Genomic DNA, 23,591 nt, shown 5'->3' with positions numbered 1-23,591 from the left:
GTGTGGGAGCACGGGCGGGGCGCGCGGCGGCGTGGCCCGGGCCGTTGGCGGCGGCGGTGGCCCCGCCGGCCCTCGCGGCGGTGCTCGACCACCTGCGCGACGGGCTCAACCTGACCAGCACGGCGCTGCTGTTCCTGGCGGCGGTGGTGGCCGTGGCCCGGCTCGGCGGGATGCTCTCGGCGCTCGCGGCGGCGCTGTGGGCGAGCGCGCTGCTGAACTACTACTTCGTCTTCCCGCTGCGCTCGGCCCACATCGCGAACGCGAACGACGCGGTGGCGCTGGCGGTGTTCGTCGTGGTGGCGCTGACGGTCGCGTCCGTGGTGGATCTGGCGGCGCGTCAGTCCCGCCGCGCGGCCCGGGCCAACGCCGAGGCCGAGACGCTCAACGCGCTCGCGCTCTCGGTGCTGCGCGGGGACGGCGCGCTGGGCGCCCTGCTGGACCAGCTGCGCACGGCCTTCGCGGCGAGCGCGGTGAGCCTGCTGCAGGAGCCGGTCGCAGCCGACGGGCCGTCAGAGGCGGCCGGGTGGCTCACGATCGCGGCCAGCGGGGCCGAGCCGCCGCGCCGGCCCGAGCGGGCGGACACGCTGGTGCCGGTGGAGCCGGGGACGGTGCTGGCCCTGCGCGGCCGGGTGCTCGGCCCGGCCAACCGGCATGTGCTCTCGGCCTTCACCGCGCAGGCCACCGCGGCGCTGGAACGGCGCCGGCTGGCCGAGTCCGCGGCGCGGGCGGCGAACCTGCAGGCGGCGGACAAGATGCGCACCGCGTTGCTGGCCGCCGTCTCGCACGACTTGCGCACGCCGCTCTCGGCCGCGCTCGCCGCCGTCAACACCCTGGCCGACGCCGAACTCCCGCTCGACCCGCGGGACCGGGCCGAGCTGCTGGAGATCGCCGAGGACTCGCTGCTGCGGCTGACCCGGCTGGTCGAGGACCTGCTCGACATGTCCCGGCTCCAGGCCGGGGCGATGACTCCGCGGCTGGCCCCGCTGGACGTGCACGACGTGCTCGGTCCCGCGCTCGAGAGCCTGGGCGGCGGGGCGGACCGGGTCCGGATCGAGCCGGAACGGCCCGAGACCCCGCAGATCCTGGCCGACGGGCCGCTGCTGGAACGCGCCGTCGCCAACCTCCTGTCGAACGCGATCAAACACACCGACACCCGGATCGACGTCTCGGTGCAGGCGTGGGACGGGCAGGTGCGCATCCGCGTCACCGACCACGGCCCCGGCATCCCGGCCGACGCCCGCGACCTCGTCTTCCGGCCCTTCCAACGGCTCGGCGACCGCGACAACCGCACCGGCGTCGGCCTCGGCCTGGCCCTGGCCCGCGGCCTGACCGAGTGCATGGGCGGCACCCTCGAACCCGACGACACCCCCGGCGGCGGCCTCACCATGCTGCTGACGATGCCCGCCGCGCCGCCGCCGACCATCGAGCCGGCGGAGACGGCGGAACCGACCGTGCCGACTCGGGGGGACGCGGCGGGCTGAGGCGCGGCGGGTCTCGGGTCAGGACGGCTCGGTGTCGATCGCGAGCGCGGCCTCGGCCACGGCGGGTTCTGCGTGCCGACGCAGGGCCCTGAGAGCGAGCCGGAACGGCCCGGGCCAGCCGAGTACGGCGCCGCCGGCCTCGAGCACCCGCACCGCGATGATCCCGGCGGCCGGATCCGCCTCCCGCCCGGCCAGCGCGTCGGCGGCGGCCAGTACGGACTCCGGCTCCCACGGGTCCTTGGTGGCGATGATCCTCGAGAGCTGATTCCCGATCCGCTCGGCCGCGTCGTGGCGGCCCTCGGCCCGTGCGGCGAGGTCGAGCAGCTGCGCGGTGACCGCCGCCGGATCGCCGGACAGGTCGGCCGACATGGCCGCGGCCTGGACGGCTTCGGCGACGTAGCCGACGCGGCCGGTCAGCACCTCGGCGGTGGCCCGCAGCACGGCGCGGCGCCAGGCCGCGTCGGCGTTGTCCAGCTTCGCGGTGCGTACGACCTCGATCAGGCGGCGGCGGGCCGGGCGGTCGCGCTCGGGCGGCGGGACGGCCGCGTCCACGGCGTCCGAGGTGTCGGCCGCGTCGGCGGCGAGCAACTGGTCCAGCGCCGCGGCGTAGCGCCCGATCGGCATTCCCTGGCGCAGCAGGGTGAGCAGCGCCGTGGGCGAGGCGGCGTACTCGCCGCGCCGGTCGAGGTCGCATACGGCGGCGCAGACCGCGTCCGCGACCGTCTCGTTCCACTGATACCAGCGCGACGCCACGGACACCGCGGAGGCGGCCGTCTTCGGGTCCTCGGCCGCGCAGGCCGCGACGATCAGCGCGCCGTACTCGGCGCGATGCCGCTCGGCGAGCACGAACGGCTGCATCCGCAGCAGCATGCTGGTCACGGCCGGGTCGTCCGCGACGGCCTCGTGCAGCAGCGGCGGCACCCGCGGGTCGTCCATCAGCTCGACCAGCCGGGAGACCGCGGCGGCCTTCACGTCGCGGTGCTGCCCGGGCAGCTGCCAGACCTCGGTGAGCAGATCGACGAGCCCTGGGATCTCGAGCGTCGCCGCGATCCGCAGCACCTCCTTGCGGCTGGTCACCTTGGCGCTCGGGGAGAGCGCGACCTCGCGCAGCGCGAGCGCGGCGGCGGACGGGCGCACGAACCGGGCCGCGCGGGTGGCCGCGTAGACCGCGACCCGGGCGCGCTCGCCGTCGGCGTGGCCGAGCAGCGTGGGCAGGGCCGCGGCCGGGTCCTCGCTCCAGGCCAGTTCGCCGAGGGCGGCCTCGGCCAGCGGGACGTGGGCCGAGTCCAGGTAACGCAGCACCCTGCGCTGGTCCGGGCCGGGCAGCCGGCCGAGGCCGTGGATCGCGTGCAGCCGCGCGGGCAGCTTCGCCCCCTCGTCCGCGGCGATCCGCCCGAGCAGCGCGCCGTACGCCGCCAGCTGGCGCGGCAGCCAGCGCAGGGACGGCGTGAAGTGCGGCAGCCACACGGCGCCGCCGGCGATGAACCTGCCGCCGTGGATCTCACCCGCGAGGTAACGCTCCAGCAGATCCGTGCGGCGCAGGCTCAGCACCTGCGCGACCTCGGGGATCGCCCCGACCGTCGGCTCCCAGGCGACGAGGCGGCCCACGCGTTCGTCGCGCCGGGTCGGATCCCCCAGCCACAGCCCGATCGCCTGCCGGGCGGTGGCGGCGGTGCCGAGCCAGATCGCCTGTTCCAGCTTCTCCTGCAGGGCCGGGATCGCCCAGGCGCGCCGTTCGAGGGCGCGGGCGAGGGCGATCGGGAGGCGATGGTCGGCGCGGGCCAGGCCGCGTTCGATCCACGGCTCAAGCGCCCGGTAGAGCGTGTGTTCCTGGCCGCGCCGCAGCACCCCGTTGAGCCGGCTCGCCGGGAACAGGCCGGTGACCCCGGCCACCTGTTCGAAGGCCAGCAGGGCCCAGTCCAGCAGCGGGGCCGGGCCGTCCGCCCGGCCCGCCCCGTCGGAGATCTGACGGCCCAGGATGCGCGCGGCCAGCCAACCGAGCTTGGCGTGTGTGCCGGGCGAGCCGTCGCGCGCCTCGGTCGCGTCCACGACGAGTCGCAGCAGCGCCTCGGCCACCGCCTCCTCGTTCGCGAACAGTTCGGGGGCGACGTCGGCGAGCGCGGTCAGCGCCGCGAAACGCACCGGATCCTGCTCGTTGCGCAGCCGGTCGAGGTCCGTGGTGAGCAGCTGCGTCAGCACGTCCGGATCGCCGCTCGCCGCGGCGCACTGGATCAGCAGCGCGTATCCGGCGGCGCGGTCCTCCGGCTCGGGCCGCCGCGCCGCCGCGAGCAGGCCGGCCCTGGCCTCGGCCCAGGGCAGCAGGGCACTGAGCACGAGGCGCCGCTCCGGCCGCTGGGCCAGCGTGTCGAGCGCGAGCATCCGGCGCACCTCGGCGTACCGGCGCGGCCGCGGCAGCGCCTCGAGCACCTCGAAGGACAGCACGGCCGTGGCGGCGTCCCGATCCGTGGTGACCGCGTCGAAGAAGGCCGCGCGCGCGGACGGTCGCAGAGCACTCAGCAGGCGGGCGAACTCGGCCGGGCGGTCGGCCAGGGCGCGGCCGACGAGTTCGAGTTCGGGCTGCTCGCGCTGAATCAGCCGTTTGCGGCTGCTCTTCGACAGGGCGTGCCACCACGGGGTGACGCGCGGATTGGACGCCACCAGCAGCCGCAGGGTGCGGTCGGCGTCGGCGCGAATCAGGGTGGGAACGTTCCGGATCAGCCCGTAGGGCAGGCCGTTGCGGGGCTTGAACTCCTCGAGCAGCTCGAACAGGCCGGTGGGCCGCCGTTCGGCCAGGGCGATCAGGGCGGCGCCGTGCCACTGGTACCAGCCGTCGTACATCCCCTCGCGCAGGGCCGAGAGCCCGGCGCGGGCGTGGTCCAGGACGAGTTCGGGATGCCGCAGGCCGAGCTTGCCCCAGTTGGGCACGGCCCGGTCGAGCTCGGGCAGCAGCGCGGCGGCGACCTCGGCCGAGCAGGCGGGCAGCAGCCGCGCCGTCTCCCGGTCGCCGAGCCGGCCGCGCTCGGTGGAGGCGAGCAGGTCGGCGAGATCACCGCGTCCGGCCGCGATCACCGCGCCGGCCAGGCCGCGCCGCCAGTCCAGCGGCGCGTCCTCCAGGGTGGCGAGCACCGCGGCGTCCGTACGCGGCCCGGGTATCCGCACACAGGCTTTCAGGGCATGCACCCGCAGCCGGTAGAGCGGGTCGGCGAGGGCCGCGATCAGCCGGTCCTCGCGCTGCGCGATCTTCGCCATGGTCAGCGCGAGCCGGCGCTCGTACTCGTCGGCCGCGGCGAACGCGTCGAGCACCTCGTCGAGCAGACCGTCCGCGGCGAGCCGGCGGGTCTGCGCGGCGAGCAGCCGCATCCGGTCCGGGTAGGGCAGGGGGTCGAGGGCGGCGAGCAGCCGTACCGCGGCGGGATTCTGCATCGGCCCATCATGGCGGACCGCGCAGCGCCAAGCCACTGACTTTCAGGCGCGAGCAGCGCCTTCGTACCAGCGCAGCACGCGCAGCGCCCGCAGCGTGTTCCAGCGGCTGGGCGCGCCTTCGCCGTCGTCGAGGGGGAAGTGGGAGCGGGCCGGGTGCGGGTTCTCGGCCGGCCAGCGGCCAGCCGCACCGCGCTTGGACGCGACCAGCGCAACCGCGTCGGCGGCGCGTTCGTCGGGGGCGGCGCCGGCGGCACGGAGGTGGTCGAGGCCGCGCAGGACGTCGTAGTGCCAGAAGGTCGGGAAGGAGAACTCGGACCAGCGGGACCTGGCCTCGGTCTTGCGGTCGTGCTCGATCGGCTCGCCGGTGCTCAGACTGCGCGTCAGCCGCCGCTCGAGCAGGTACTCCTGGCCGCGCAGCCGCGCCGCCCCGGCCTGGGCGAGGATCGCCGTGTCCTGACCCGCGGCCTCGGCGGCCCGTTCGAACTCCAGCAGCCCTTCGAGGACGTCGACGGTGGTGTGGAAGGAGCCGCGGGTCGAGCCGTTCTCCTGCTCGCAGTTCCAACCGCCGTCCTGCATCTGCTCGGTCAGCAGCCGGGCCACGATCGGCTCGACGTCCTGGCCGAAGTACGCGCCCAACGCAACCGTACGGCCGTTGATGCAGGGCTCGACCTCACCCTCGAAGTACGGCTGGGCGTCGTGCTCCCACAGGCAGTGCTCGCGCACCCGGTCCACGGCGCGGCGCACGGACGCGTCGGCGGGGTCGGCGCCGAAGGCCTTGAGCAGCGCCAGAGTCCAGGTCGTGGAGGTCCCGGTGGGCATGAGGGTGCCGCGCTGGCCGGGCTGGAGCGTGCCCCACCACTTCACCGCGGCGTCGCTCTCGAACGCGGGGGGCTCCACGTCCCAGTGCCCGTCCTCGCGCTGCGACTCCAGCAGCCGCGCGCCCCAGCCCTCGTGCGCGACGCGGCCACGCTCGGCCGCGACCTGGTCCGCGGGCGCGTCGGCCAGGTCGCGCAGCGCCTGCCAGCGGACCGCCGCGTCCCCTTCGATCAACCATTCGATGACGTCCATGCGATTCAGCCTAGACGCGGCCTCCGACAGTGAGCTGACCCCAACGAGGATCGCCTCGATCGCCGTGTGGATGCCGGTCGGCATCTTTCACGGGGGCGGTTGCGTGTTGTGGAGCGGAAGCGCAGTTCGAAGGATCTCGTCGACCTCGGTGTCGAATGGACTGCCCAGGTCAATGCCGTGGTATCGGGCTGTCTGCAACCGCTGGAGCGGGCTGGTAGCAGGGAGTGCGAGCAGCGCTCGCTGCGCATTGCCGATGGGGACGGCGTATTGAGGCAGTGCCCTGCCCAACTCCGACAATGGCTCGACGAGCTCCCAGGGGCGCGGGCCGGGCGATTCGGCCACAGCCGCCAACGTCTCGCTGACATCGGCGTGGTGCTCCCGGTTCAGCGCGGCCAGAGCCTTGACCGCAAGGATTCCCGGGTACGGATCCAGTCGCGTGGCGGCCAATACCTCGCGCAATGCCCTCACGGCCCGGTCGAGGTAGTCGGGGCCGAACTCGGCTAGAGCGCGGGCGGCATGTTCACGCAACTGCGGCGTGGCCGCGAGATCGGTGATCATCGGCAGGAGCGCTCCCGCGGCCTTTACGGCGAAGGGCGCTCCCAGCCCGGCCAGGGCCTGGGCCGCGCAGATCCGGGCGTATCCGGACTCGTCGGCATCGGCCACCGACTGTAAGACGGCGGCAGCCTCGTCGACGTGGGCCGGGCTCAGCGCACCGAGGATCCGGGCCACATCGATTCTGTCGCCCTGGTCCTGCCAGACATGATGATGCAGCAGCTCGCCCAACAACTGGACGGCCTCGCCAAGGTTTCCAGCGTCGAGCGCGGCGATGCGCTCCCGCTGTGCGGTCGTGAACATCGGGGGCTCGCCCCGGACACAGCCCAGCTCAGTCCACGCATAGTCGTCGTGGTCGACCGCCCCGCTCAACCGCGCCACCCACGCCGGCTCATCAGGATCCGATGTCTCAGGCTCAACTGCGTCGAGAGGCGACATACCTGAACGCTAGCGTGCGCTGCGGCTCAGAGGGCGGGCCCATCAGAAAATCCTTGTCGTGCGGCCTCGTCGTGTCCCACCGAGTGGCACAGCCGATCGTGCGGGGCTGATCCCCAGCGCCCGACCCGCCCGAAATATTTCGCTGGGATCACCTCGGTGACAGTTGTCGAATGGTGTCGAAAGGATCGTCGAAGCGCTTGTTTTCATTTCATGCCACTCAAATCGCCCCTGACACAGCGGATGACCAGGCCATGAGCTGCTGACTTACCGTCAGATACCCGTAGTCGCACCTATAGACGAGTCTTTACTCTAGACAGCTTGGCATGTCTCCGGTACTTCTAATCGAAGCGCTTCGATGCCCTGCATCGGGAAAGGACCCACCATGTCAGAACTCAACGGCCGCACCGCACGACGAGGTGCCGCGACCGTTTCCGCGCGCAAGCGGCTCGCCGCTGCCACCGCGGCCGTGCTCACCACCACCGGGGTCGCCACGCTGACCCTGACCCAGACCGCCAACGCCGCCACCGGCTGCCAGGTCGCCTACTCGGTGACCAGCCAGTGGTCCGGCGGCTTCGGCGCGAGCATCGTCATCACCAACCTGGGCTCGGCGGTGACGAGCTGGAGCCTCGGCTTCACCCTGCCGGGCACCGAGGCGGTCAGTTCCGGCTGGAACGGCACCTACAGCCAGTCCGGCCAGGCCGTGACCGTGACCAACGCCTCGTACAACGGGAGCCTGGCCGCGAACGGCAGCACCACGATCGGCTTCAACGGCAGCTGGACCGGCAGCACCTTCCCGGGCAGTCCGACCTCGTTCACCCTCAACGGCGTCAGCTGCACCGGCGCGGTCTCATCGAGCTCGCCCAGCACTTCGGCCTCCGCGTCCGCCTCGGCCTCGGCGTCCGCGTCGGCCTCGGCCTCGGCCACGCCGTCCTCGACTTCGAGCTACCTGTACGAGAACTCGGGTCAGTGGGCCGAGTACGCCATCGGCGCCTACACGATCTACAACGACGAGTGGGGCAGCGGGTACGGCTCGCAGACGCTGTGGGTGAACTCGGCCACGAACTGGGGCGTGTTCTCCACCCAGCCGAACACCTCCGGCGTGAAGGCGTACGCGAACATCAGCAAGACCATCGGGACCGCGCTCAACTCGCTCTCGACCGCCACGAGCACGTTCAACGAGACCAACCCCAGCAGCGGCAACTGGGAGTCGGCCTACGACATCTGGCTCAACGGCAGCGGCATCGAGGTCATGGTGTGGACGGACGTGAGCGGCGACGTCGGTCCGCTCGGCTCGTCCGTCGGCAGCGTCACGCTCGACGGGAACACCTGGACGCTGTACGCGGGCAACAACGGTTCCAACCCCACCTACTCGTTCGTCCGCAGCAGCAACGAGACCTCGGGTACGGTGAACCTGCTCGACCTGCTCAAGTATCTGGAGAACACCGGCGGGTACTTCTCCAACCCGACGCTCTCGACCATCCAGTACGGCTGGGAGATCAGCGGCACGGGGAACACGCAGGAGAACTTCACGATCAACAACTACTCGGCGACGACCTCCTGAGCAGCATGCTCGTCTGAGCGAGGCGGCACCGCGGTAGTGAGCTGATCTCCTAGGGGAATTCGAGGGGCGGGCGCATCGGGCGCCCGCCCCTTTCTCGGAACGAGCCGCACCGGCAGGTGACGCGGCAGCAGAACCAGCCGGCAGTCGGGCTTCTCGGCGAAGCGGGTGTCGCGCAGTTCGGGCGCCCAGCGGGCCAGGATCGAGGCGAGTGCGAGCACGGCCTCGGCCGAGGCGAACTGCTCGCCGAGGCACTTGGTCGGGCCGCCGCCGAAGGGCAGGTATGCCCGGCGCACGGTCGCGTTCGGCGCGCCTGCCCCGCCGCGCGCGAGCCAGCGGTCCGGGTCGAAACGGTTCGGCTCGGGGAAGACGTCGGGGTCCCGATGCAGCAGGTACTGGCTCACCAGCAGCGTCGTCCCGACCGGGATGACGAGGCCGCCGAGCCGGGCCTCCCGGGTCGCGGTGCGCGCCAGCAGCCAGCTCGGCGGGTACATCCGCAGCGCCTCCTGGACCACCCGGCCGGTCAGCTCCAGCTGCGGCAGCTGCCCCCACTCCGCCACGCCGTCGCCGAGCACCCGCGCGGCCTCCTCCCCCGCCGCGCGCAGCACCTCGGGGTGCGTGCACAGCAGGTACATCGCCCAGGTCAACGTGGCGGAGGTGGTCTCCCCTCCGGCGATCAGCAGCACGGCGACCTGGTCGGAGAGCTCGGCGTCGGTCATGCCCTCGCCCTCCTCGCCCAGCGCGGCCAGCAGACGGGCCATCAGGTCCTGCTCGTCCCCGGCCGCACGGTAGCGGGTGATCAGATCGCGCACCTGCTTGCGCCACTGGCGCAGCGCGGCCCGGTAGCGCAGGTTGCCGGGCAGCGGGAGCCGGCCGTACGCCGGAAGCGCGATCTGGGTGTAGGAGCCGCGCAGGAAGACCTCGAAGGCCTCGCGCAGCTTCTCCGACTCCGCCGGCGCCAGTCCCGCGGAGAAGAGCGCGCGCAGCGCGATGGACGTGGTGAGCCGGAACATCTCGTTCGCGAAGTCGACGGTCTCACCCGGGCGCCAGCCGCCCAGCAGCGCGGCGGTCTGACCGCGCATCACCTCGGCGTAGCCCGGCAGGTGGCGGGCGTGGAACGCGGGCTGCATCATCAGCCGCTGCCTGCGGTGCTCCGGGTACGCGGAGGTGGCCACCCCGGCGCCCATGGCCCGGCGGACCCGGTCGTACACCGGCCCGGTCCGATCATAGGTGCGCAGGTCGGTGAGGACCTCGTGGGCGAGCCGGGGATCGCAGACCACGACGAACCGCAGCGGGCCGACGTGCAGCCCGACCAGGTCGCCGTGGCCGCGCAGGGTGTCCATGAACCGCAGCGGGTCGCGGCGCAGCGGCAGGAAGTGGCCGAGCAGCGGCCACCGGCCGGGGGCGGGGGCGACGACGGCGGGCGCGGACTCGGACATGCCGTGGGCCTCCAGGGCGCGGAAGGGGGTGGCAACCTCCGGGCCCCTTCCCCGGTGCGCGGCGGCTGGAACGCGTCCGCAAAGGTCAGATGATCGCGTTGGAGCGTGGGCGGCGCTCGGAGGACGGGCGACACCCCGCACCGCCGCGTCGCGCCGGATTCGGCCGCGGGCGTGGGTAGACTCGGCGGCGGCTGCACCTCACTCCGCGTCACCTCAAGGCACTCATCTCGTTCCCCCACACGTTGCGAAGATGCCGATCCCCTCTCCCCTGCGTCGCGGCTCGGGCCCGCACCACGCCCGCCGGACCTCACGCGCCCAGCGCCTCGCGGCCGTCACCGCGTTCGCCGCGCTGGCCACGCTCGGGACGGGCACGAGCGCGAGTGGCGCGGCGAGCGCCGCGCACACGGCCATGCCGCGGGGCACGGTGTTCTCCGGCGACCCGCAGGTCGGCGCCGTCTTCCGCAACCCGAGCGGGTCGCTGCCCTCGCACCAGTGCACCGGCAGCGTCGTCGACTCGCCCAAGGGCGACCTCGTGATCACCGCCGCGCACTGCGTCTACGACGCCTCGGGGCCCGAGACCGGGCTGGTCTTCGTCCCCCAGTACGACGACGGCGACGCGCCCTACGGGTCCTGGAACGTCTCGGCGGTCTACGCGGCGAAACAGTGGTCCTCGGGCCGCAGCCCGAACTACGACGTGGCGTTCCTCGAAGTCCATCAGAGCGGCTCGAGCACGCCGATCCAGGACTTGGTGGGCGCGGACACACTCGCCGTGGACCAGCCCGCCAGCCGGCTCACCACCGTGGTCGGCTACCCGTCGAGCAGCAACGCCCCGATCACGTGCACGAACCGCACGACGCGGTTCTCGCGCACCCAGCTGCGGTTCGACTGCCGCGGCTACTCCAGCGGCACCAGCGGCTCGCCGTTCCTCACGCACGTCGACGCGCAGACCGGGCTCGGCACCGTCGACGGCGTGATCGGCGGCTACCAGGCCGGTGGGAACACCGCGGACATCTCCTACTCGATGCGCTTCAACGAGGCCGTCGAGTCGCTCTACCAGCAGGCCGTGCGGGCGAAGTGAGGAGCCCGGCCGGGGACCTCCGGCCGGGCTCGTCACGCGACCGACGCTCCGTCAGGCGGCCGCGAGCGCTGCGGCCTGCGGGATGTCGGCGACGGTGGTGTAGTGCGAGGCGTCGCCCTCGATGGAGTGGCTGCGGCCGCCGTCGACGCCGACCGGGATGTCTCCGGCGACGGTGACGCGGTGCAGGCGGCGGGGCAGGTCGTCGTAGTTGTCGATGGCGTAGTGCTGGGTGATCCGGTTGTCGAAGAGCACGAGCTCGTTCTCCGACCAGCGCCAGCGCAGGACGTTCTCCGGGCGGGTGACGTAGCTCTGCAGGATGTCCAGGATCTTGCGGGACTCGCCCGCGGACAGGCCCACGATGCGCTGGGCGAAGCCGCCGACGAACAGGCCGCGCTCGCCGGTCAGCGGGTGCACCCGCACGACCGGGTGTGCGGTCTCGTACTTGATCGAGGTGAAGATCCGGCGGTGCTCGGCGTGCGTGTCGCTCAGGGCGCGGCCCTGGGTGGCGTAGTCGTAGACGTTGGTGTGCACGGCCCAGAGCGTGTCGGCGAAGGCGCGCAGCGGCTCGGGCAGGTCGGTGTAGGCGGTGGCCGAGTTGGCGATCAGGGTCTCGCCGCCGTAGGGCGGGATGACCAGGCTGCGCAGGGTGGAGGCCTGCGGCGGGCTGAGCACGAAGGTGACGTCGGTGTGCCAGTGGTTGGCCCGGCCGCCGCCCTCGCTGTCGACCGGCAGCACGTTCGGGGAGCCGTCGAGCGCGGGGACGGTGGGGTGGGCGGTGGTCAGCTCGCCGAAGTGGCGGGCGAAGCGCTGCTGGCCCTCGTCGTCGAGGCCGGCGGCGTCGAACACCAGCGCCTTGTGCGCGTTCAGGGCCGCGCGGATCGCGGCCACGGTGGCCTGGTCGAGCTCTTCGGTGAGGTCGAGGCCGGACACCCGCGCCCCGATGCGTCCGGTGACCTTCCGGATGTCGAGGGCGACGCCGGTCTGCGAGGCGGTGGCCTCGTCCGCGGTGATGGTCATGACAGGCTCCCTAGGGTGATCGGTGCTTCGTGGTCGCGGGTCCGGGCGGCGTGGTGGGCGCCGCGGGCCGCGCGGTCGGCGGGGCGCGGCAGGCCGTAGCGCTCGCGCAGCGTCTCGCCGGGGACGTATTCGGTGCGGAACAACCCGCGTCGGCGCAGGATCGGCACGACCTCGTCGACGAAGAGTTCGAGGCCTGAGGGCAGCACCGGCGGCATGATGTTGAAGCCGTCCGCCGCGCCGCCGGTGAACCACAGTTCGATCTCGTCGGCCACCTGCTCGGGCGTGCCGGCGAAGGTGCGGTGGCCGCGTCCGCCGCCGAGCCGGCCGATCAGCTCGCGGACGGTCAGGTGCTCGCGCCGGGCGAGTTCGACCACGAGTTCGTACCTGCTCTGCGCGCCGTTGATCCGGTCCGAGGGCGGCAGGTCCTCGGGCAGGTGCGCGTCGAGGCCGAGTTCCTCGACCGGGACCTGCAGCAGCTCGGCCAGCCTGAGCTGTCCGTGCTCGTAGGTGATCAGCTCCTCGAGCTCGGCGTCCCGGCGGCGCGCCTCGGCCTCGGTGGAGCCGATGACCGGCACCAGGCCCGGCAGGATCTTGATGCCCTCCGGGTCCCGGCCGGTGGCCAGGGTGCGGCCCTTGAGGTCGCCGTAGAAGGCCCGTGCCTCCTCGAGCGTCTGCTGCGCGGTGAACACGGCCTCGGCGTAGCGGGCGGCGAAGTCCTTGCCGTCCTCGGAGGATCCGGCCTGGACCAGCAGCGGGTAGCCCTGCGGCGAGCGCGGGATGTTCAGGGCGCCCTCGACCGAGAAGTACCGGCCCTGGTGCCGCGGCGGATGGATCTTGCGCTGGTCGCCCCAGATGCCGAGGTCCTTGTCGCCGACGTAGACGTCGTCCTCCCAGCTGTCCCACAGCTTCAGGGTGAGGTCGACGAACTCGGCGGCGCGCTCGTAGCGGCTGGCGTGCTCGGGGGCGTCGTCGAGGCCGAAGTTGCGCGCGGCGGCCTGGCCGGCGGTGGTGACGATGTTCCACCCGGCCCGGCCCCGGCTGACGTGGTCGAGCGAGGCGAAGCGCCGGGCCAGGTTGTAGGGCGCGTTGTAGGTGGTCGAGGCGGTGGCGATCAGTCCGATGTGCTCGGTCGTGGCGGCCAGCACGGTCAGCAGGGTGAGCGGCTCGATCACCCCGGCCGGACGCTGCGCCACGTCGCCCCACAGCACCGGGCCGTCGGCCAGGAACAGCGAGTCGAAGGTGCCGCGCTCTGCGGTGCGGGCCAGGGCCTTGAAGTGCTCGACGTCGGTGGCCGCGCGAGGATCGCTCTCCGGCAGCCGCCAGGAGGCCTCGTGGTGGCCGGTGCTCATCAGGAAGGCGTTCAGATGCAGGGTCCTGCTCATGCCGCCACCTCGGCCAACTGCGCGGCGGCGGCTGTGGTCTCGGGCTCGGACTGGGACTCGGCCTCGGACTCGACCTCGACCGGCGTGTCCGGCGTCTGCGGTGTGTCGGGAGCGTCCGCCTCGTCCTCGCGGACGCCGAGCGCGGCCAGCAGCCGTTCCCGGTACTCGGCGAAGCGCGGGTCCTTCACCGACCGGGGCCGCGGCAGGTCGATCGGCAGGTCGAGGCAGAACCGGCCCTCCTCCAGCACCAGTGCGCGGTCGGCGAGCAGCACGGCCTCGTCCACGTCGTGGGTGACGAGCAGCACGGTCGGGCCGTGCCGGTGCCACAGTTCGCGCAGCAGGGTGTGCATCTTGATCCGGGTCAGCGCGTCGAGTGCGCCGAAGGGCTCGTCGGCGAGGATCAGTTCGGGCTCGCGGGCCAGCGACCTGGCCAGCGCGGCCCGCTGGGCCTCGCCGCCGGACAGCTCGCTCGGCCAGGCGTCCTCGCGTCCGGCCAGGCCGACCTCGGCGAGCGCGGCCCGGCCGCGCTGCTCGGCCGCGGCGCGCTGCGGGCCGCGGCGGGCCAAGCCCAGCAGCACGTTGTCGAGCACGCGCCGCCAGGGCAGCAGCCGGGAGTCCTGGAAGACCACGGACACCCGCTGCGGGGCCAGGATGCCGCCGTCGCCCTCGACCTCGTGGTCGATGCCCGCGATGGCCCGCAGCAGCGTGCTCTTGCCCGAGCCGCTGCGCCCGACCAGGGCCACGAACTGGCCGTCGGGGATGCGCAGGTCGACGCCGTCGAGCACGGTGCGCGTGCCGAAGCGGCGGGTGAGCCGATCGAGCACGACCGCGGGGGCGGGGCCGCTCAGCCCGCCAGGGTGCGCCGCCATGACAGGACCCTCCTTTCGATGAGTCGGACGATCAGGTCGGAGGCGAAGCCCCAGATCCCGTAGATGGCCAGGCCCACCACGACGCTGTCGATCAGTCCGTAGGTGGCCTGTTGGTACATCAGATAGCCGAGGCCGCTGGTGGCGTTGACCTCCTCGACCACGACGAGCGCGAGCCAGGAGCCGGTGACGCCCAGGCGCAGGCCGGTGAAGAAGCCGGGCAGCGCGCCGGGGACGACCACGTGGCGCAGGAACTCGCCGCGGCTCAGGCCCAGCGTCTCGGCGAGTTCGACGTAGCGCTGGTCGATCGCGCTGAGCGCGGCGGAGAGGTTGATGTAGATCGGGATGTAGACCGCCATCGCGATGATGGTGATCTTGAAGGTCTCCCCGATGCCGAGCCAGAGGATGAACAGCGGGATCATGCCGAGGATCGGCAGTGCCCGGTTGATCTGCACGTTCCCGTCGATCAGGGCCGCGCCGATCCGGCTCAGGCCCGCCACCAGGGCGAGCGCGACGCCGGCCACGAGGCCGATGGCGAAGCCCTCGCCGGCCCGTTGCAGCGAGATGGCCAGGTCGGGGCCGAGGGTGCCGGAGTTCCACAGCTGGATCCCGGTGTTCACCACGGACCAGGGGGCCGGCAGGATCCGCGGGTCGAGCCGTCCGGTGGCGCTGGCCAGCGACCAGGCCGCGATCAGCAGCACCGGGCCGAGGGCGCGGGCGAAGGGGATGCGCCGGCCGGGGCCGAGCCGCCGGACCCGGCGCCGGGCCGAGGGGGCCGCGCCGGCCGGCTGCGCGGAGCCGGCTTCGGCGGCCGGGCCCGAGCCCGCGGGCAGGGGTCGGATGAGCGTGTCCGCCATGGTGATCAGCTCCGGTAGGTCGCGGCGACCGCGGCCGAGGCGAGGTGCTCGAACCGGCGGTCGAACAGGACCGAGGCGTCGAAGGACTTGATGAAGCCGCCCTGGGCGAGCAGATCCACGGTCTGCTTCTCCCACGCGATGGCCGCGTCCCAGCTGGTCGGGAACCAGGGCTTGGGGGTCAGCTGCACCACCCGCGCGGCCTGGGCCGCGGAGATGTTCTGGGTCTTGACGTAGTAGTCCTGCTCCCAGTCCTGCGGGTGCTCGTAGACCCAGACCGTGGCCTTGGCCCACAGCGGCACGAACGCGGCCACGGCGGCGGCCTTGTCGGCGTCCTCGAGCACTGCGGCCGGGGCCCACAGCAGGGTCAGGAAGTCGACCACGGTGGTGTCGATGGAGTGGGCGCCGTCCTTGCCGTAGCTGTTGAGGTAGTTCGGCAGCTGGCTCACCGCCAGCGGCGCGATGTCCACCTGCCCGGCCTCGAGCGCCACCAGGAACTGGTCGCTGGTGAGGTTGACCAGGTTCACGTCCTTGTACGAGATCCCGGCCTGGTCCAGGGCCCGCAGCAGCACCACGCCCTGCGCCTGGCCCTGGGAGAAGGCCAGCGACTTGCCGCGGAAGTCGGAAACCGACTCGATGGTGCTGTGCGGCTTGGTGGCGAAGACGTAGGTGGGCGAGCGGGTCTGGTTGATCGCCACGATCCGGGTGTCGTAACCCTGGTTGTGCGCCTCGATCGGCGGGATTCCGGCGTTCACGGCCAGCTCCACCGACCCGGCCCGGAAGGCGGCGAGCACGTCGGGCCCGGCGCTCAGGTTCGGCCAGGACGAGACGTGGAACGGGATCGCGTCGAGCAGGCCGGACAGCTGCAGTTCCAGCTGCGTGGTGCCGAGGCCGGAGGCGATGGACAGGCTGGTGCCGGTGGGCACGGTGTTCGGCAGCGCGGCGTCGGCCGCGAGGGCGGGGCCGGCGGCCTTGGCCGCGGCGCAGGAGCTCAGGCCCAGGGCGGCGCCGGTGGCCAGGACGGAGCGCAGCAGGAGTCTTCGGTCGATGCCGGGGCGCGCGTCGGGGGTGTGCACGGGGTTCTCCTCGGTGATTCGTCGCCGGAGCGCGGACCATCGGCGCGCGGTGGACGGCACGGCGCGCACGAGGTCATACGTCTGATACGGGAATACGGGTACCGGCCCCGGATCGGGGCGCGCGGCACCGCACGGAAATTCGTGGAATAAGTGCCCGAATTACCGGCGACAGGAGGAACGGCCCACTCGCATCAGGTCGATGACCCGGCGCTTGACCAGGTTGACGTGGTGTCGGTCCATGTGATCCATCGTCACAGCCACACCCCCGGCCCGTCAACATTGCAATCTTCTGAATTAACTCGAGATCGTGCGCAGTGGATCCCGATAGAGGGCGTCGAGAATCACCGCGGCGCCCGCGGTCTCCAATACGATGCCGCGAAATCCGGTGGGCACCAGCATCTCGTCCACGTCCTCGCGAACCGTGCGCAGATGGTCCCGCGCGGAGCCGCGCAGCGCCGCGAGCACGTCCGGCAGGTACGCCGCGGCGGGGTCGGTCACCACGGCGAGTTCGGGGCCGAAGACGTCGATCAGCAGCGCCACGGCGCGCCCGACCAGCCGGGCGCGTTCGACCAGCAGCGCCACGGCGCCGGGGTCGGCCGCGATGGCGGCGGCGAGCAGCAGCCGGTAGTCCGGCGCGCGGATCAGGCCCTGGGCGACGGCGCGGCGGGTGAGGGTCGACTCCGAGACGGTCGCCTCGAGGCAGCCGGTGCGGCCGCAGGAACAGGGCGCGTCGCTGCCCTCGACCGGCAGGTGCGCGATCGCGCCGGCCTGGGATCCGGCGCCGTGGTGCGCCTCGCCGCGGGTCGCGAACGCGGCGTCCACGACGTTGCCGACGAACACGTGCAGCACGCTCGCGGCGGCGTGGGCCCGGCCGAGCAGGATCTCTCCGTGCAGCAGGGCCCGGGAGTGGTTGTCCACGTGGACCGGGAGTCCGGTGAGCGCGCTGAGCATGGCGCGCAGCGGGACCAGGGACCAGCCGAGCCGGGGATGGTCCATGACCGTCCCCGACTCGGCCTCGACCCAGCCGCCGATCGCGACCCCGATGCCGGCCGGACGGGCGCCGCCGTGCGCGGCGCAGAGTTCCGCCAGGGCCTGGGCGGCCCGGCGCACCACCGCGTCCGGATCAGTGCACTGATGGGGCACGCTGTCACTGGCCAGCACCCGGCCGCGCAGGTCGAGCAGCGCGACCGTGGTCTGCGGCACCGCGATGTGCACGGCGGCCACCAGGTGGCGGGTGACGTCGATGGCGACCGGGATGTGCGGGCGGCCGGCGCCGTTCGAGCGGACCTCGTCCGGCAGTTCCCGCAGCAGCCCGGCGGCCGCGAGGTCGGCGCAGTGGCCGGTCACGGCCGCGGGCGAGAGCCCGGTGATGCGGGCGATGGTGCTGCGGGCGATCGGTCCGTGGTGCAGCACGGTGCGCAGGACCGCGCCGGCGTTGGCCCCGCGCCGGCCGGTCTGCGCGACCGGCGCGGCGTCGAGGTCCGGGACGGCGGCGCGGGTGACCACCGCGCCGGCCGCCCGCGGACTCACAGGCTCGCCGGCGGATTGACCTCGGAGGTCGTCACGCCGCTGCCGGTGATGCCCCACTTGGCCAGGATGTTCGCGTAGCTGCCGTCGGATATCAGCTCATTGACCGCCTGCTGGATGAGCCCGGCCAGCGGGGAGCCCTTGGCCGTGACGAAGCCGACCTTGGTGGAGCTGACCTGGCTCAGGAACTTGACGTTCGCCACGTGCGTCGCGTCGTACTTGAGGCTGAGCGTGGGGCCGAAGTAGACGTCGATGCGGCCGTTGGCCAGGCCCAGCCAGATCGCCGCGTTGTCGGAGAAGTACTGCACGGTGTACGGCTTCTTGCCCGCCGCGGCGCACACGCCGGCGTTCTTGGTCAGGATGGTCTGGAAGGTGGAGCCCGGGCTGGTGCCCACGGTCAGGCCGCACAGCTGGGCGATGCTGGTCACCGTGTTCAGGCTGCTGTCGGAGGGGGCGAGCAGCGACTGGCCGTCGGTGAGGTAGGTGGCGAAGTCCACGATCTTCTCCCGCGCCGCGGTGACGCCGAAGTTGTCCTGGCCCACCGCGTACTTGCCGTTCTGCACGCCCGGGATGATCGTCTCGAAGGTGCCGTTCTGCACGGTCCAGCTGATGCCGAGCACCTTGGCCACGGCGTTGCGCAGGTCCACGTCGGCGCCGACGGCCTGGCCGGCCGCGTTCTCGCCGTCGTGCGGCAGCCCGGTCAGTCCGGGGCTGTAGGTGGTGCCCAGGCTCACTCCGCTCGCGGCGGACGGGTCGGCGGCGAGCAGCGCGGCGTGCAGCTTCGCGTCCACGGCGACGGCGGAGACGACGTCCTGGGTCGGGTAGCCGGCCGCGGAGGCCGAGGGGGCGGGTCCGGCCGCGTTCTGGCCGGTCGCGGCGGTGGAACCGCAGCCGGCGAGCAGGGCGAGCGACGAGACGGTCAGCAGGATGCAGGCAGGGCGAAGTGACATCGAAGGCTCCATAGCGGAAGAAGGGAGTACTGATGAGAGAGTGGGAGAAGTCAGGCTATTCGTGACATGCCGCGGGGCCGCGGCGTGTCGGACGTCCGGCAGAGCGCTGTCGCAGGGCACTGCCGGCCGGGGTGTCGCGGGGCGGAGCCGTCAGAGCACTGCCTCGAGGAAGGCCCGGGTGCGTTCGTGGGTGGCGCCGCCGAGCACGTCCTCGGGCCGGCCGGACTCGAGCACGCGGCCGCCGTCGAGGAAGACGACCGTGTCCGCGACCTCGCGGGCGAAGCCGATCTCGTGCGTGACCACGATCATGGACATGCCGCCGCCGGCCAGGTCCCTGATCACCCGCAGCACCTCGCCGACCAGCTCGGGGTCGAGCGCGCTGGTGGGCTCGTCGAACAGCAGCAGCTCGGGCTTGAGCGCCAGCGCCCGGGCGATGGCGACGCGCTGCTGCTGGCCGCCGGAGAGCTGCTTGGGGTAGGCGGACTCGCGTCCGGCCAGGCCCACCCGCTCCAGCAGCTCCCGCGCGGTGGCGGCGGCCTGGCTCTTCGAGGCCTGACGCAGCGCCACCGGCGCCTCGATCAGGTTCTCCAGGACGGTCAGATGGGGGAAGAGGTTGAACTGCTGGAAGACCATGCCGATCCGGGCGCGCTGCCGGGTGATCTCCCGCTCGCGCAGCTCCCGCAGGACCCTGACGCGCCCGCCGGCGGCCGGCCCCGGCCGGTAGCCGATGATCTCCTCGCCCAGCGCCACGTACCCGGCGTCGGGCTTCTCGAGCCGGTTGATGCAGCGCAGCAGCGTGCTCTTGCCCGAGCCGGACGGCCCGAGCAGCACCGTCACCCCGCCGCGCGGGACGTCGAGGTCGATGCCGTGCAGCACCGTGTGCGCACCGAAGCTCTTGCGCAGCCCGCGTATCCGCAGCAGCGGCTCCTCCACGGCGTTCATCGCCCGCCCCCTTCGCCCCGCGCGTAGTACCGCTCGATCGCGCGCTGGCCGATGGACAGCAGCGTGGTCAGGATGACGTACCAGATCGTCGCCACCAGCAGCAGCGGCACGATCTCGAAGTTGGCGTTGTAGATCAGCTGCACCGAGTAGAGCAGGTCCACCACCGCGATCACGCTGACCAGGGAGGTGGACTTGAGCGTGCCGATCAGCAGGTTGCCGGTGGCGGGCACGATCGCGGGCATCGCCTGCGGCAGCACGATCCGCCAGAAGATGCGCAGCCGGCCCAGCCCGAGCGCCGCGGCCGCCTCGGACTGGCCCCGGTCCACCGCCAGGATGCCGCCGCGCACGATCTCCGAGGAGAACGCGGCCACGTCCAGGGTGAGCGTGATGAACGCGGCCACCTCACCCGAGAACAGGTGCGCGGTGTCGGCGGTGCCGAAGGACGGCCCGAACGGGACGCCCACCGACAGCTTCGGGTAGAGCGAGGCGAGCTCGTACCAGAACAGCAGCTGGACCAGCAGCGGGACCGAGCGGATCAGCCACACGTAGCCGAAGGCGAAGCCGCGTGGGATCGGGCTGCCCCACAGCCGCAGGTAGGCGAGCACGACGCCGAGCACGAAGCCGGTGGACATCGTCGCGGCGGTGAGCCAGAGCGTGAGCTCGAGCCCGCCCACGATGGAGGACTCGGTCAGGTAGTGGCCCACCTCGCCCCACTGGAACCGGGAGTTGGTCAGCAGGGTGTGCGCGAGCATCGCGGCGAGCAGAAGGGTGACGGCGCCGGAGATCCAGCGGCCGGGCCGTCGCGGCGGGACCAGCCTGGCTTCCAGCAGGTCCACGTCGGTGAGGGTCATGAGCAGTCCCCTGTGTGTATTTCGATGTCTGAGATGGAGCGATTCCGGACGCAGCCGACCCGCCCGTGCGAACGGGCGCCGACTCGACGGCGAATACTCGGTTACTCAGCTACACAGGGCGCTGTTGACGCGCAGCAGATCCACGTGGCGGCGGGCCACCAGAAGGCCGGAGAAGCGGGCGCGGAAGGCGAGCGGTCGCGGTGACATCGGTGCGGGCCCTCCTCGTCTCGTCCGGCGTACGCAGCCCGGGAGACGGGCTGACCTCGATTGACGATAGGGACGGGTTCGACGGGGTGTCAAGCGCGTTCCAGGGTTCGGCGGATGGACGTTGATTGACAGCCCCGGCGTGCTGTGTCTAGTTTCGAATACGGACGGCATTTCCGAGGGGACTTCGAGAGCGGAGGTGAGCGGGAGATGCGTCGATTCCTTTCTCGCAGCACACCGATCACGCCGCGCCTTGTGGTCCGTCGCCACGTCGATTTCGCGCGTGTCTGCAGCGCGCTGTGTCGCTGAGCTGATCCCGCCCGGGGGCCTGGCAGGCCCCTGTCGGCACCCTGACATCCGGCCCGTGCGCGCTCGGCCCGCGGGCCGAGCGCGGCGGATCGCCGCCATCCCGTCGCCGCACCCCGTTCGATCGCTCACCGCTCGATCGCACGAGGGCCCGCGCCGCCGTCGACGATCCGGATCGCACCGCGCGCCCCCCGTTTTCCTCCGCCCGTCCGCCTCCCGTGCCGGTCTTCCGGCGAAGCGAGGACTTCCATGAGCGAGAACCCCGTGACCCAGCAGCACTTCCCCGCCCTCGATCCCGCCTCCGTCCTGGCCGGCGCCCGCGCCGGCATCGTGGTGGGCAACCCGAAGCCCGCCTCCCGCACCTTCCAGGCCGCCGCCCGCGTCGTGGCCGAACTCACCGGCCGCTCCCCCGAGCCCGCCGTCGACCTCGCCGGATTCGGCGCCGGACTGCTGGACTGGTCCGACGCCGAGGTGAATCAGGCCGTGGAGACGATCCGCGGCCTCGACCTGGTCGTGTTCGCCAGCCCGACCTACAAGGCCAGCTACACCGGCCTGCTCAAGCTGTTCCTCGACCGCTTCCCCTCACGCGGCCTCGACGGCGTGGTGGCCGTGCCGCTGATGCTCGGCGCGGGTCCCGGCCACGCGCTCGCGCCGGAGGTGTTCCTGCGCCCGGTGCTCGCCGAGCTCGGCGCCTCGATCCCCACCGGCGCGCTCTACGTCCTGGACGGCGCGTACGAGGAGGCGGCCGCGTACGAGCCCTGGCTCGCCTCGGCCCGGCCCCGGATCGCCGCCGCGCTGACCGCCCCGGCCGCGGCCGCCGGCGGTGCCGCGTGAGCGTCACGGTGGACGTCGACGTGGATCCGGCGACGCTGCGGCACGTGCTCGGCGCGTTCCCGACCGGCGTGACCGCGCTCGCCGCCCTGGTGGACGGGGTGCCGGTGGGCATGGCGGCCAACTCCTTCACCTCGGTCTCGCTCAATCCGCCGCTGGTCTCGGTGTGCGTGGCCACCACCTCGGAGACCTGGCGGGTGCTGCGGCACGCCGAGCGGCTCGGGGTCAGCGTGCTGAGCCACGAGCAGGAGGAGGACAGCCGCCGGCTGGCCTCGCGCGGCATCGACCGCTTCGCCGGGCTCTCCTGGCACCCGACCGAGGACGGCGCGGTGCTGCTCGACCACGCCAGCGCCTGGTTCGACTGCTCGATCGAGCGCGAGATCCGCGCCGGGGACCACGAGATCGTGCTGCTGAACGTGCACGGGCTCGGCACCGACCCGCAGGCCCCGCCGCTGGTCTTCCACGGCAGCCGCTACCGGCGCCTGGCCACCGGCTGAGCCCGGCCGCGCCCGCGCCACCGCCGCACACCGATCTCGACGACCATCAGAACTAGCTAGACAGGGTACGTATCTCATGACCCAGCAGCAGATCCATCTCGCCGTCGCGCTCGACGGCGCCGGCTGGCATCAGGCCGCCTGGCGCGAACCGGACGCCGTGGCGGCCGCCGAGCTGTTCGGCGCCGCGTACTGGCTCGACCAGGTGCGCCGGGCCGAGGAGGCGGCGCTCGACTTCGTCACCTTCGAGGACGGCCTCCCGCTGCAGCCCGACGGCCAGGTCCGCGGCCGGCTCGACGCCTCGCTCATCGCGGCCCGGGTGGCCCCGCTGACCTCGCACGTCGGCCTGGTCCCGACCATCACCACCACGCACACCGAGCCCTTCCACGTCTCGAAGGTGTTGGCCACGCTGGACTACGCCAGCACCGGCCGGGCCGGCTGGCGCCCGCGGCTCGGCGCGCTGGGCGAGGTCGGGCTGCCCGGCGCGCCGCGGGACGAGGCCCCGCTGTTCGGCCGCCGCACGCCGGTGCCGTATGTGGAGCTGTTCGCGGAGGCCGCCGACCACGTCGAGGTGGTGCGCCGGCTGTGGGACAGCTGGGAGGACGACGCCGAGATCCGCGACGCGGCCACCGGCCGGTTCGTGGACCGGGAGAAGCTGCACTACATCGACTTCACCGGGCCGCACTTCAGCGTGCGCGGGCCCTCGATCACGCCGCGGCCGCCGCAGGGCCAGCCCCCGGTGATCGCGCTCGCGCACCAGTCCGACGCCTACACCTTCGCCGCCCGCTCGGCCGACGTCGTGCTGGTCACGCCGCAGTCCACCGGCGGCATCGCCCCGATCGTGCAGGAGATCCGCACGGCGCAGGCGGCCGCGGGCCGGGCCGAACAGCCGCTGCTGGTCTTCGGCGAGTTCGTGGTCTTCCTGGACGAGGACCCGAAGGCGGCGATCGCGCGCAAGGAGCGCCTCGACGAGACGGCCGGCGAGGCCTTCCGCTCCGACGCGCCGGTGTTCGTCGGCTCCCCGGACGAGCTCGCCGAGCAGCTCGAGCTCTGGGCGCAGTACGGCCTCGACGGTTTCCGGCTGCGTCCGGCGGCGGTCCCGCACGACCTCGACGCCATCACCACCCGGCTCGTCCCGCGACTGCGCGAGCTCGGCCTGTTCCGGCAGGCCTACACCGCGGACACGCTGCGCGGCCACCTCGGCCTCGAGCGACCCGCGAACCGATACGCCGCCGTAGCAGCAGCCTGAGCCAG

At 72.8% G+C, this 23,591-nt stretch carries 19 protein-coding genes and 1 pseudogene; 6 read left to right on the top strand and 14 right to left on the bottom strand.

The genetic code is table 11. The features are described 5' to 3' along the window. A partial coding sequence (locus tag KDL01_RS11365) for an ATP-binding protein (protein ID WP_212528387.1) occupies positions 1-1,481 on the top strand: 1,481 nt, incomplete at its 5' end. Between the two features lie 18 nt (positions 1,482-1,499). Here KDL01_RS11365 and KDL01_RS11360 read toward each other — a convergent pair. The 3 genes from KDL01_RS11360 to KDL01_RS11350 form a co-directional block, all read right to left on the bottom strand. Continuing rightward, a complete protein-coding gene (locus KDL01_RS11360) occupies positions 1,500-4,904 on the bottom strand; it encodes a hypothetical protein (protein ID WP_212528386.1) in 3,405 nt (1,134 codons plus the stop codon). 42 nt (positions 4,905-4,946) lie between these two features. Then, a complete protein-coding gene (locus KDL01_RS11355) occupies positions 4,947-5,972 on the bottom strand; it encodes a hypothetical protein (RefSeq protein ID WP_212528385.1) in 1,026 nt (341 codons plus the stop codon). 87 nt (positions 5,973-6,059) lie between these two features. After that, positions 6,060-6,962 (bottom strand): hypothetical protein, encoded by a 903-nt coding sequence (locus tag KDL01_RS11350; RefSeq protein WP_212528384.1) that lies wholly within the window; start codon positions 6,960-6,962, stop codon positions 6,060-6,062. A gap of 382 nt (positions 6,963-7,344) precedes the next feature. Here KDL01_RS11350 and KDL01_RS11345 point away from each other — a divergent pair, with 382 nt between their 5' ends. Continuing rightward, complete coding sequence (locus tag KDL01_RS11345; protein ID WP_212528383.1) at positions 7,345-8,523, top strand: cellulose binding domain-containing protein; 1,179 nt, start codon at positions 7,345-7,347, stop codon at positions 8,521-8,523. On the opposite strand, the gene KDL01_RS11340 is transcribed toward KDL01_RS11345, so the two are convergent. Further along, on the bottom strand, positions 8,502-9,959 hold the full coding sequence (locus tag KDL01_RS11340) for a cytochrome P450 (RefSeq protein ID WP_212528382.1): 1,458 nt from the start codon (positions 9,957-9,959) through the stop codon (positions 8,502-8,504). The genes KDL01_RS11345 and KDL01_RS11340 overlap by 22 nt on opposite strands. A 250-nt stretch (positions 9,960-10,209) precedes the next feature. Here KDL01_RS11340 and KDL01_RS11335 point away from each other — a divergent pair, with 250 nt between their 5' ends. After that, positions 10,210-11,037, top strand: coding sequence for a trypsin-like serine peptidase (locus KDL01_RS11335; RefSeq protein WP_212528381.1), 828 nt, complete (start codon positions 10,210-10,212; stop codon positions 11,035-11,037). Between the two features lie 51 nt (positions 11,038-11,088). Here the strand turns inward: KDL01_RS11335 and KDL01_RS11330 are convergent, their stop codons facing one another. The 10 genes and pseudogenes from KDL01_RS11330 to KDL01_RS45885 form a co-directional block, all read right to left on the bottom strand. Next, positions 11,089-12,054, bottom strand: coding sequence for a TauD/TfdA dioxygenase family protein (locus tag KDL01_RS11330; RefSeq protein WP_212528380.1), 966 nt, complete (start codon positions 12,052-12,054; stop codon positions 11,089-11,091). Then, positions 12,051-13,436, bottom strand: a complete 1,386-nt coding sequence (locus KDL01_RS11325) for an LLM class flavin-dependent oxidoreductase (protein ID WP_212528379.1) — start codon at positions 13,434-13,436, stop codon at positions 12,051-12,053. Before KDL01_RS11325 ends, KDL01_RS11330 begins: the two co-directional genes overlap by 4 nt. A gap of 116 nt (positions 13,437-13,552) precedes the next feature. Next, positions 13,553-14,305: pseudogene (locus KDL01_RS11320) on the bottom strand (ABC transporter ATP-binding protein); the annotation flags it as partial. After that, positions 14,281-15,159 carry an ABC transporter permease gene (locus KDL01_RS11315; protein WP_212528377.1) on the bottom strand — a complete coding sequence of 293 codons (879 nt, stop codon included), beginning with the start codon at positions 15,157-15,159 and terminating at the stop codon, positions 14,281-14,283. The pseudogene KDL01_RS11320 and the gene KDL01_RS11315, both read right to left, overlap by 25 nt. Before the next feature lie 5 nt (positions 15,160-15,164). After that, positions 15,165-16,232 carry an ABC transporter substrate-binding protein gene (locus KDL01_RS11310; protein WP_212528376.1) on the bottom strand — a complete coding sequence of 356 codons (1,068 nt, stop codon included), beginning with the start codon at positions 16,230-16,232 and terminating at the stop codon, positions 15,165-15,167. 294 nt (positions 16,233-16,526) lie between these two features. Continuing rightward, positions 16,527-17,762: an ROK family transcriptional regulator gene (locus tag KDL01_RS11305; protein ID WP_212528375.1), complete on the bottom strand. Its 1,236-nt coding sequence runs from the start codon at positions 17,760-17,762 to the stop codon at positions 16,527-16,529. Continuing rightward, on the bottom strand, positions 17,759-18,709 hold the full coding sequence (locus KDL01_RS11300; protein ID WP_246576275.1) for a transporter substrate-binding domain-containing protein: 951 nt from the start codon (positions 18,707-18,709) through the stop codon (positions 17,759-17,761). The genes KDL01_RS11305 and KDL01_RS11300 overlap by 4 nt, the downstream gene beginning before the upstream one ends. A 150-nt stretch (positions 18,710-18,859) precedes the next feature. Next, positions 18,860-19,651, bottom strand: coding sequence for an amino acid ABC transporter ATP-binding protein (locus tag KDL01_RS11295; protein ID WP_212528373.1), 792 nt, complete (start codon positions 19,649-19,651; stop codon positions 18,860-18,862). Then, positions 19,648-20,502, bottom strand: a complete 855-nt coding sequence (locus KDL01_RS11290) for an amino acid ABC transporter permease (RefSeq protein ID WP_212528372.1) — start codon at positions 20,500-20,502, stop codon at positions 19,648-19,650. Before KDL01_RS11290 ends, KDL01_RS11295 begins: the two co-directional genes overlap by 4 nt. A gap of 105 nt (positions 20,503-20,607) precedes the next feature. Continuing rightward, positions 20,608-20,709, bottom strand: a complete 102-nt coding sequence (locus tag KDL01_RS45885) for a putative leader peptide (RefSeq protein ID WP_368861547.1) — start codon at positions 20,707-20,709, stop codon at positions 20,608-20,610. Between the two features lie 552 nt (positions 20,710-21,261). On the opposite strand from KDL01_RS45885, the gene KDL01_RS11285 reads away from it, so the two are divergent. The 3 genes from KDL01_RS11285 to KDL01_RS11275 all read left to right on the top strand — a co-directional run bounded on the left by KDL01_RS11285 (position 21,262) and on the right by KDL01_RS11275 (position 23,586). After that, a complete protein-coding gene (locus KDL01_RS11285; protein WP_212528371.1) occupies positions 21,262-21,846 on the top strand; it encodes an NADPH-dependent FMN reductase in 585 nt (194 codons plus the stop codon). Further along, positions 21,843-22,340, top strand: coding sequence for a flavin reductase family protein (locus KDL01_RS11280; RefSeq protein WP_212528370.1), 498 nt, complete (start codon positions 21,843-21,845; stop codon positions 22,338-22,340). The genes KDL01_RS11285 and KDL01_RS11280 overlap by 4 nt, the downstream gene beginning before the upstream one ends. A gap of 76 nt (positions 22,341-22,416) precedes the next feature. Next, complete coding sequence (locus tag KDL01_RS11275; RefSeq protein WP_212528369.1) at positions 22,417-23,586, top strand: LLM class flavin-dependent oxidoreductase; 1,170 nt, start codon at positions 22,417-22,419, stop codon at positions 23,584-23,586. Positions 23,587-23,591: the final 5 nt, after the last annotated feature.

This window comes from Actinospica durhamensis (assembly GCF_018139695.1).
In the GTDB taxonomy this organism is placed as follows: domain Bacteria; phylum Actinomycetota; class Actinomycetes; order Streptomycetales; family Catenulisporaceae; genus Actinospica; species Actinospica durhamensis.
This window is presented reverse-complemented; position numbering and strand designations above follow the sequence as displayed.

Bases quoted from the DNA above. Each gene is read 5' to 3' on its own strand.
- KDL01_RS11290 (WP_212528372.1), bottom strand. From the start codon at position 20,502: ATGACCCTCACCGACGTGGACCTGCTGGAAGCCAGGCTGGTCCCGCCG.
- KDL01_RS11300 (WP_246576275.1), bottom strand. From the start codon at position 18,709: ATGTCACTTCGCCCTGCCTGCATCCTGCTGACCGTCTCGTCGCTCGCC.
- KDL01_RS11330 (WP_212528380.1), bottom strand. From the start codon at position 12,054: ATGACCATCACCGCGGACGAGGCCACCGCCTCGCAGACCGGCGTCGCC.
- KDL01_RS11360 (WP_212528386.1), bottom strand. From the start codon at position 4,904: ATGCAGAATCCCGCCGCGGTACGGCTGCTCGCCGCCCTCGACCCCCTG.
- KDL01_RS11345 (WP_212528383.1), top strand. From the start codon at position 7,345: ATGTCAGAACTCAACGGCCGCACCGCACGACGAGGTGCCGCGACCGTT.
- KDL01_RS11335 (WP_212528381.1), top strand. From the start codon at position 10,210: ATGCCGATCCCCTCTCCCCTGCGTCGCGGCTCGGGCCCGCACCACGCC.
- KDL01_RS11285 (WP_212528371.1), top strand. From the start codon at position 21,262: ATGAGCGAGAACCCCGTGACCCAGCAGCACTTCCCCGCCCTCGATCCC.
- KDL01_RS11325 (WP_212528379.1), bottom strand. From the start codon at position 13,436: ATGAGCAGGACCCTGCATCTGAACGCCTTCCTGATGAGCACCGGCCAC.
- KDL01_RS11315 (WP_212528377.1), bottom strand. From the start codon at position 15,159: ATGGCGGACACGCTCATCCGACCCCTGCCCGCGGGCTCGGGCCCGGCC.
- KDL01_RS11355 (WP_212528385.1), bottom strand. From the start codon at position 5,972: ATGGACGTCATCGAATGGTTGATCGAAGGGGACGCGGCGGTCCGCTGG.
- KDL01_RS45885 (WP_368861547.1), bottom strand. From the start codon at position 20,709: ATGTCACCGCGACCGCTCGCCTTCCGCGCCCGCTTCTCCGGCCTTCTG.
- KDL01_RS11350 (WP_212528384.1), bottom strand. From the start codon at position 6,962: ATGTCGCCTCTCGACGCAGTTGAGCCTGAGACATCGGATCCTGATGAG.
- KDL01_RS11275 (WP_212528369.1), top strand. From the start codon at position 22,417: ATGACCCAGCAGCAGATCCATCTCGCCGTCGCGCTCGACGGCGCCGGC.
- KDL01_RS11295 (WP_212528373.1), bottom strand. From the start codon at position 19,651: ATGAACGCCGTGGAGGAGCCGCTGCTGCGGATACGCGGGCTGCGCAAG.
- KDL01_RS11340 (WP_212528382.1), bottom strand. From the start codon at position 9,959: ATGTCCGAGTCCGCGCCCGCCGTCGTCGCCCCCGCCCCCGGCCGGTGG.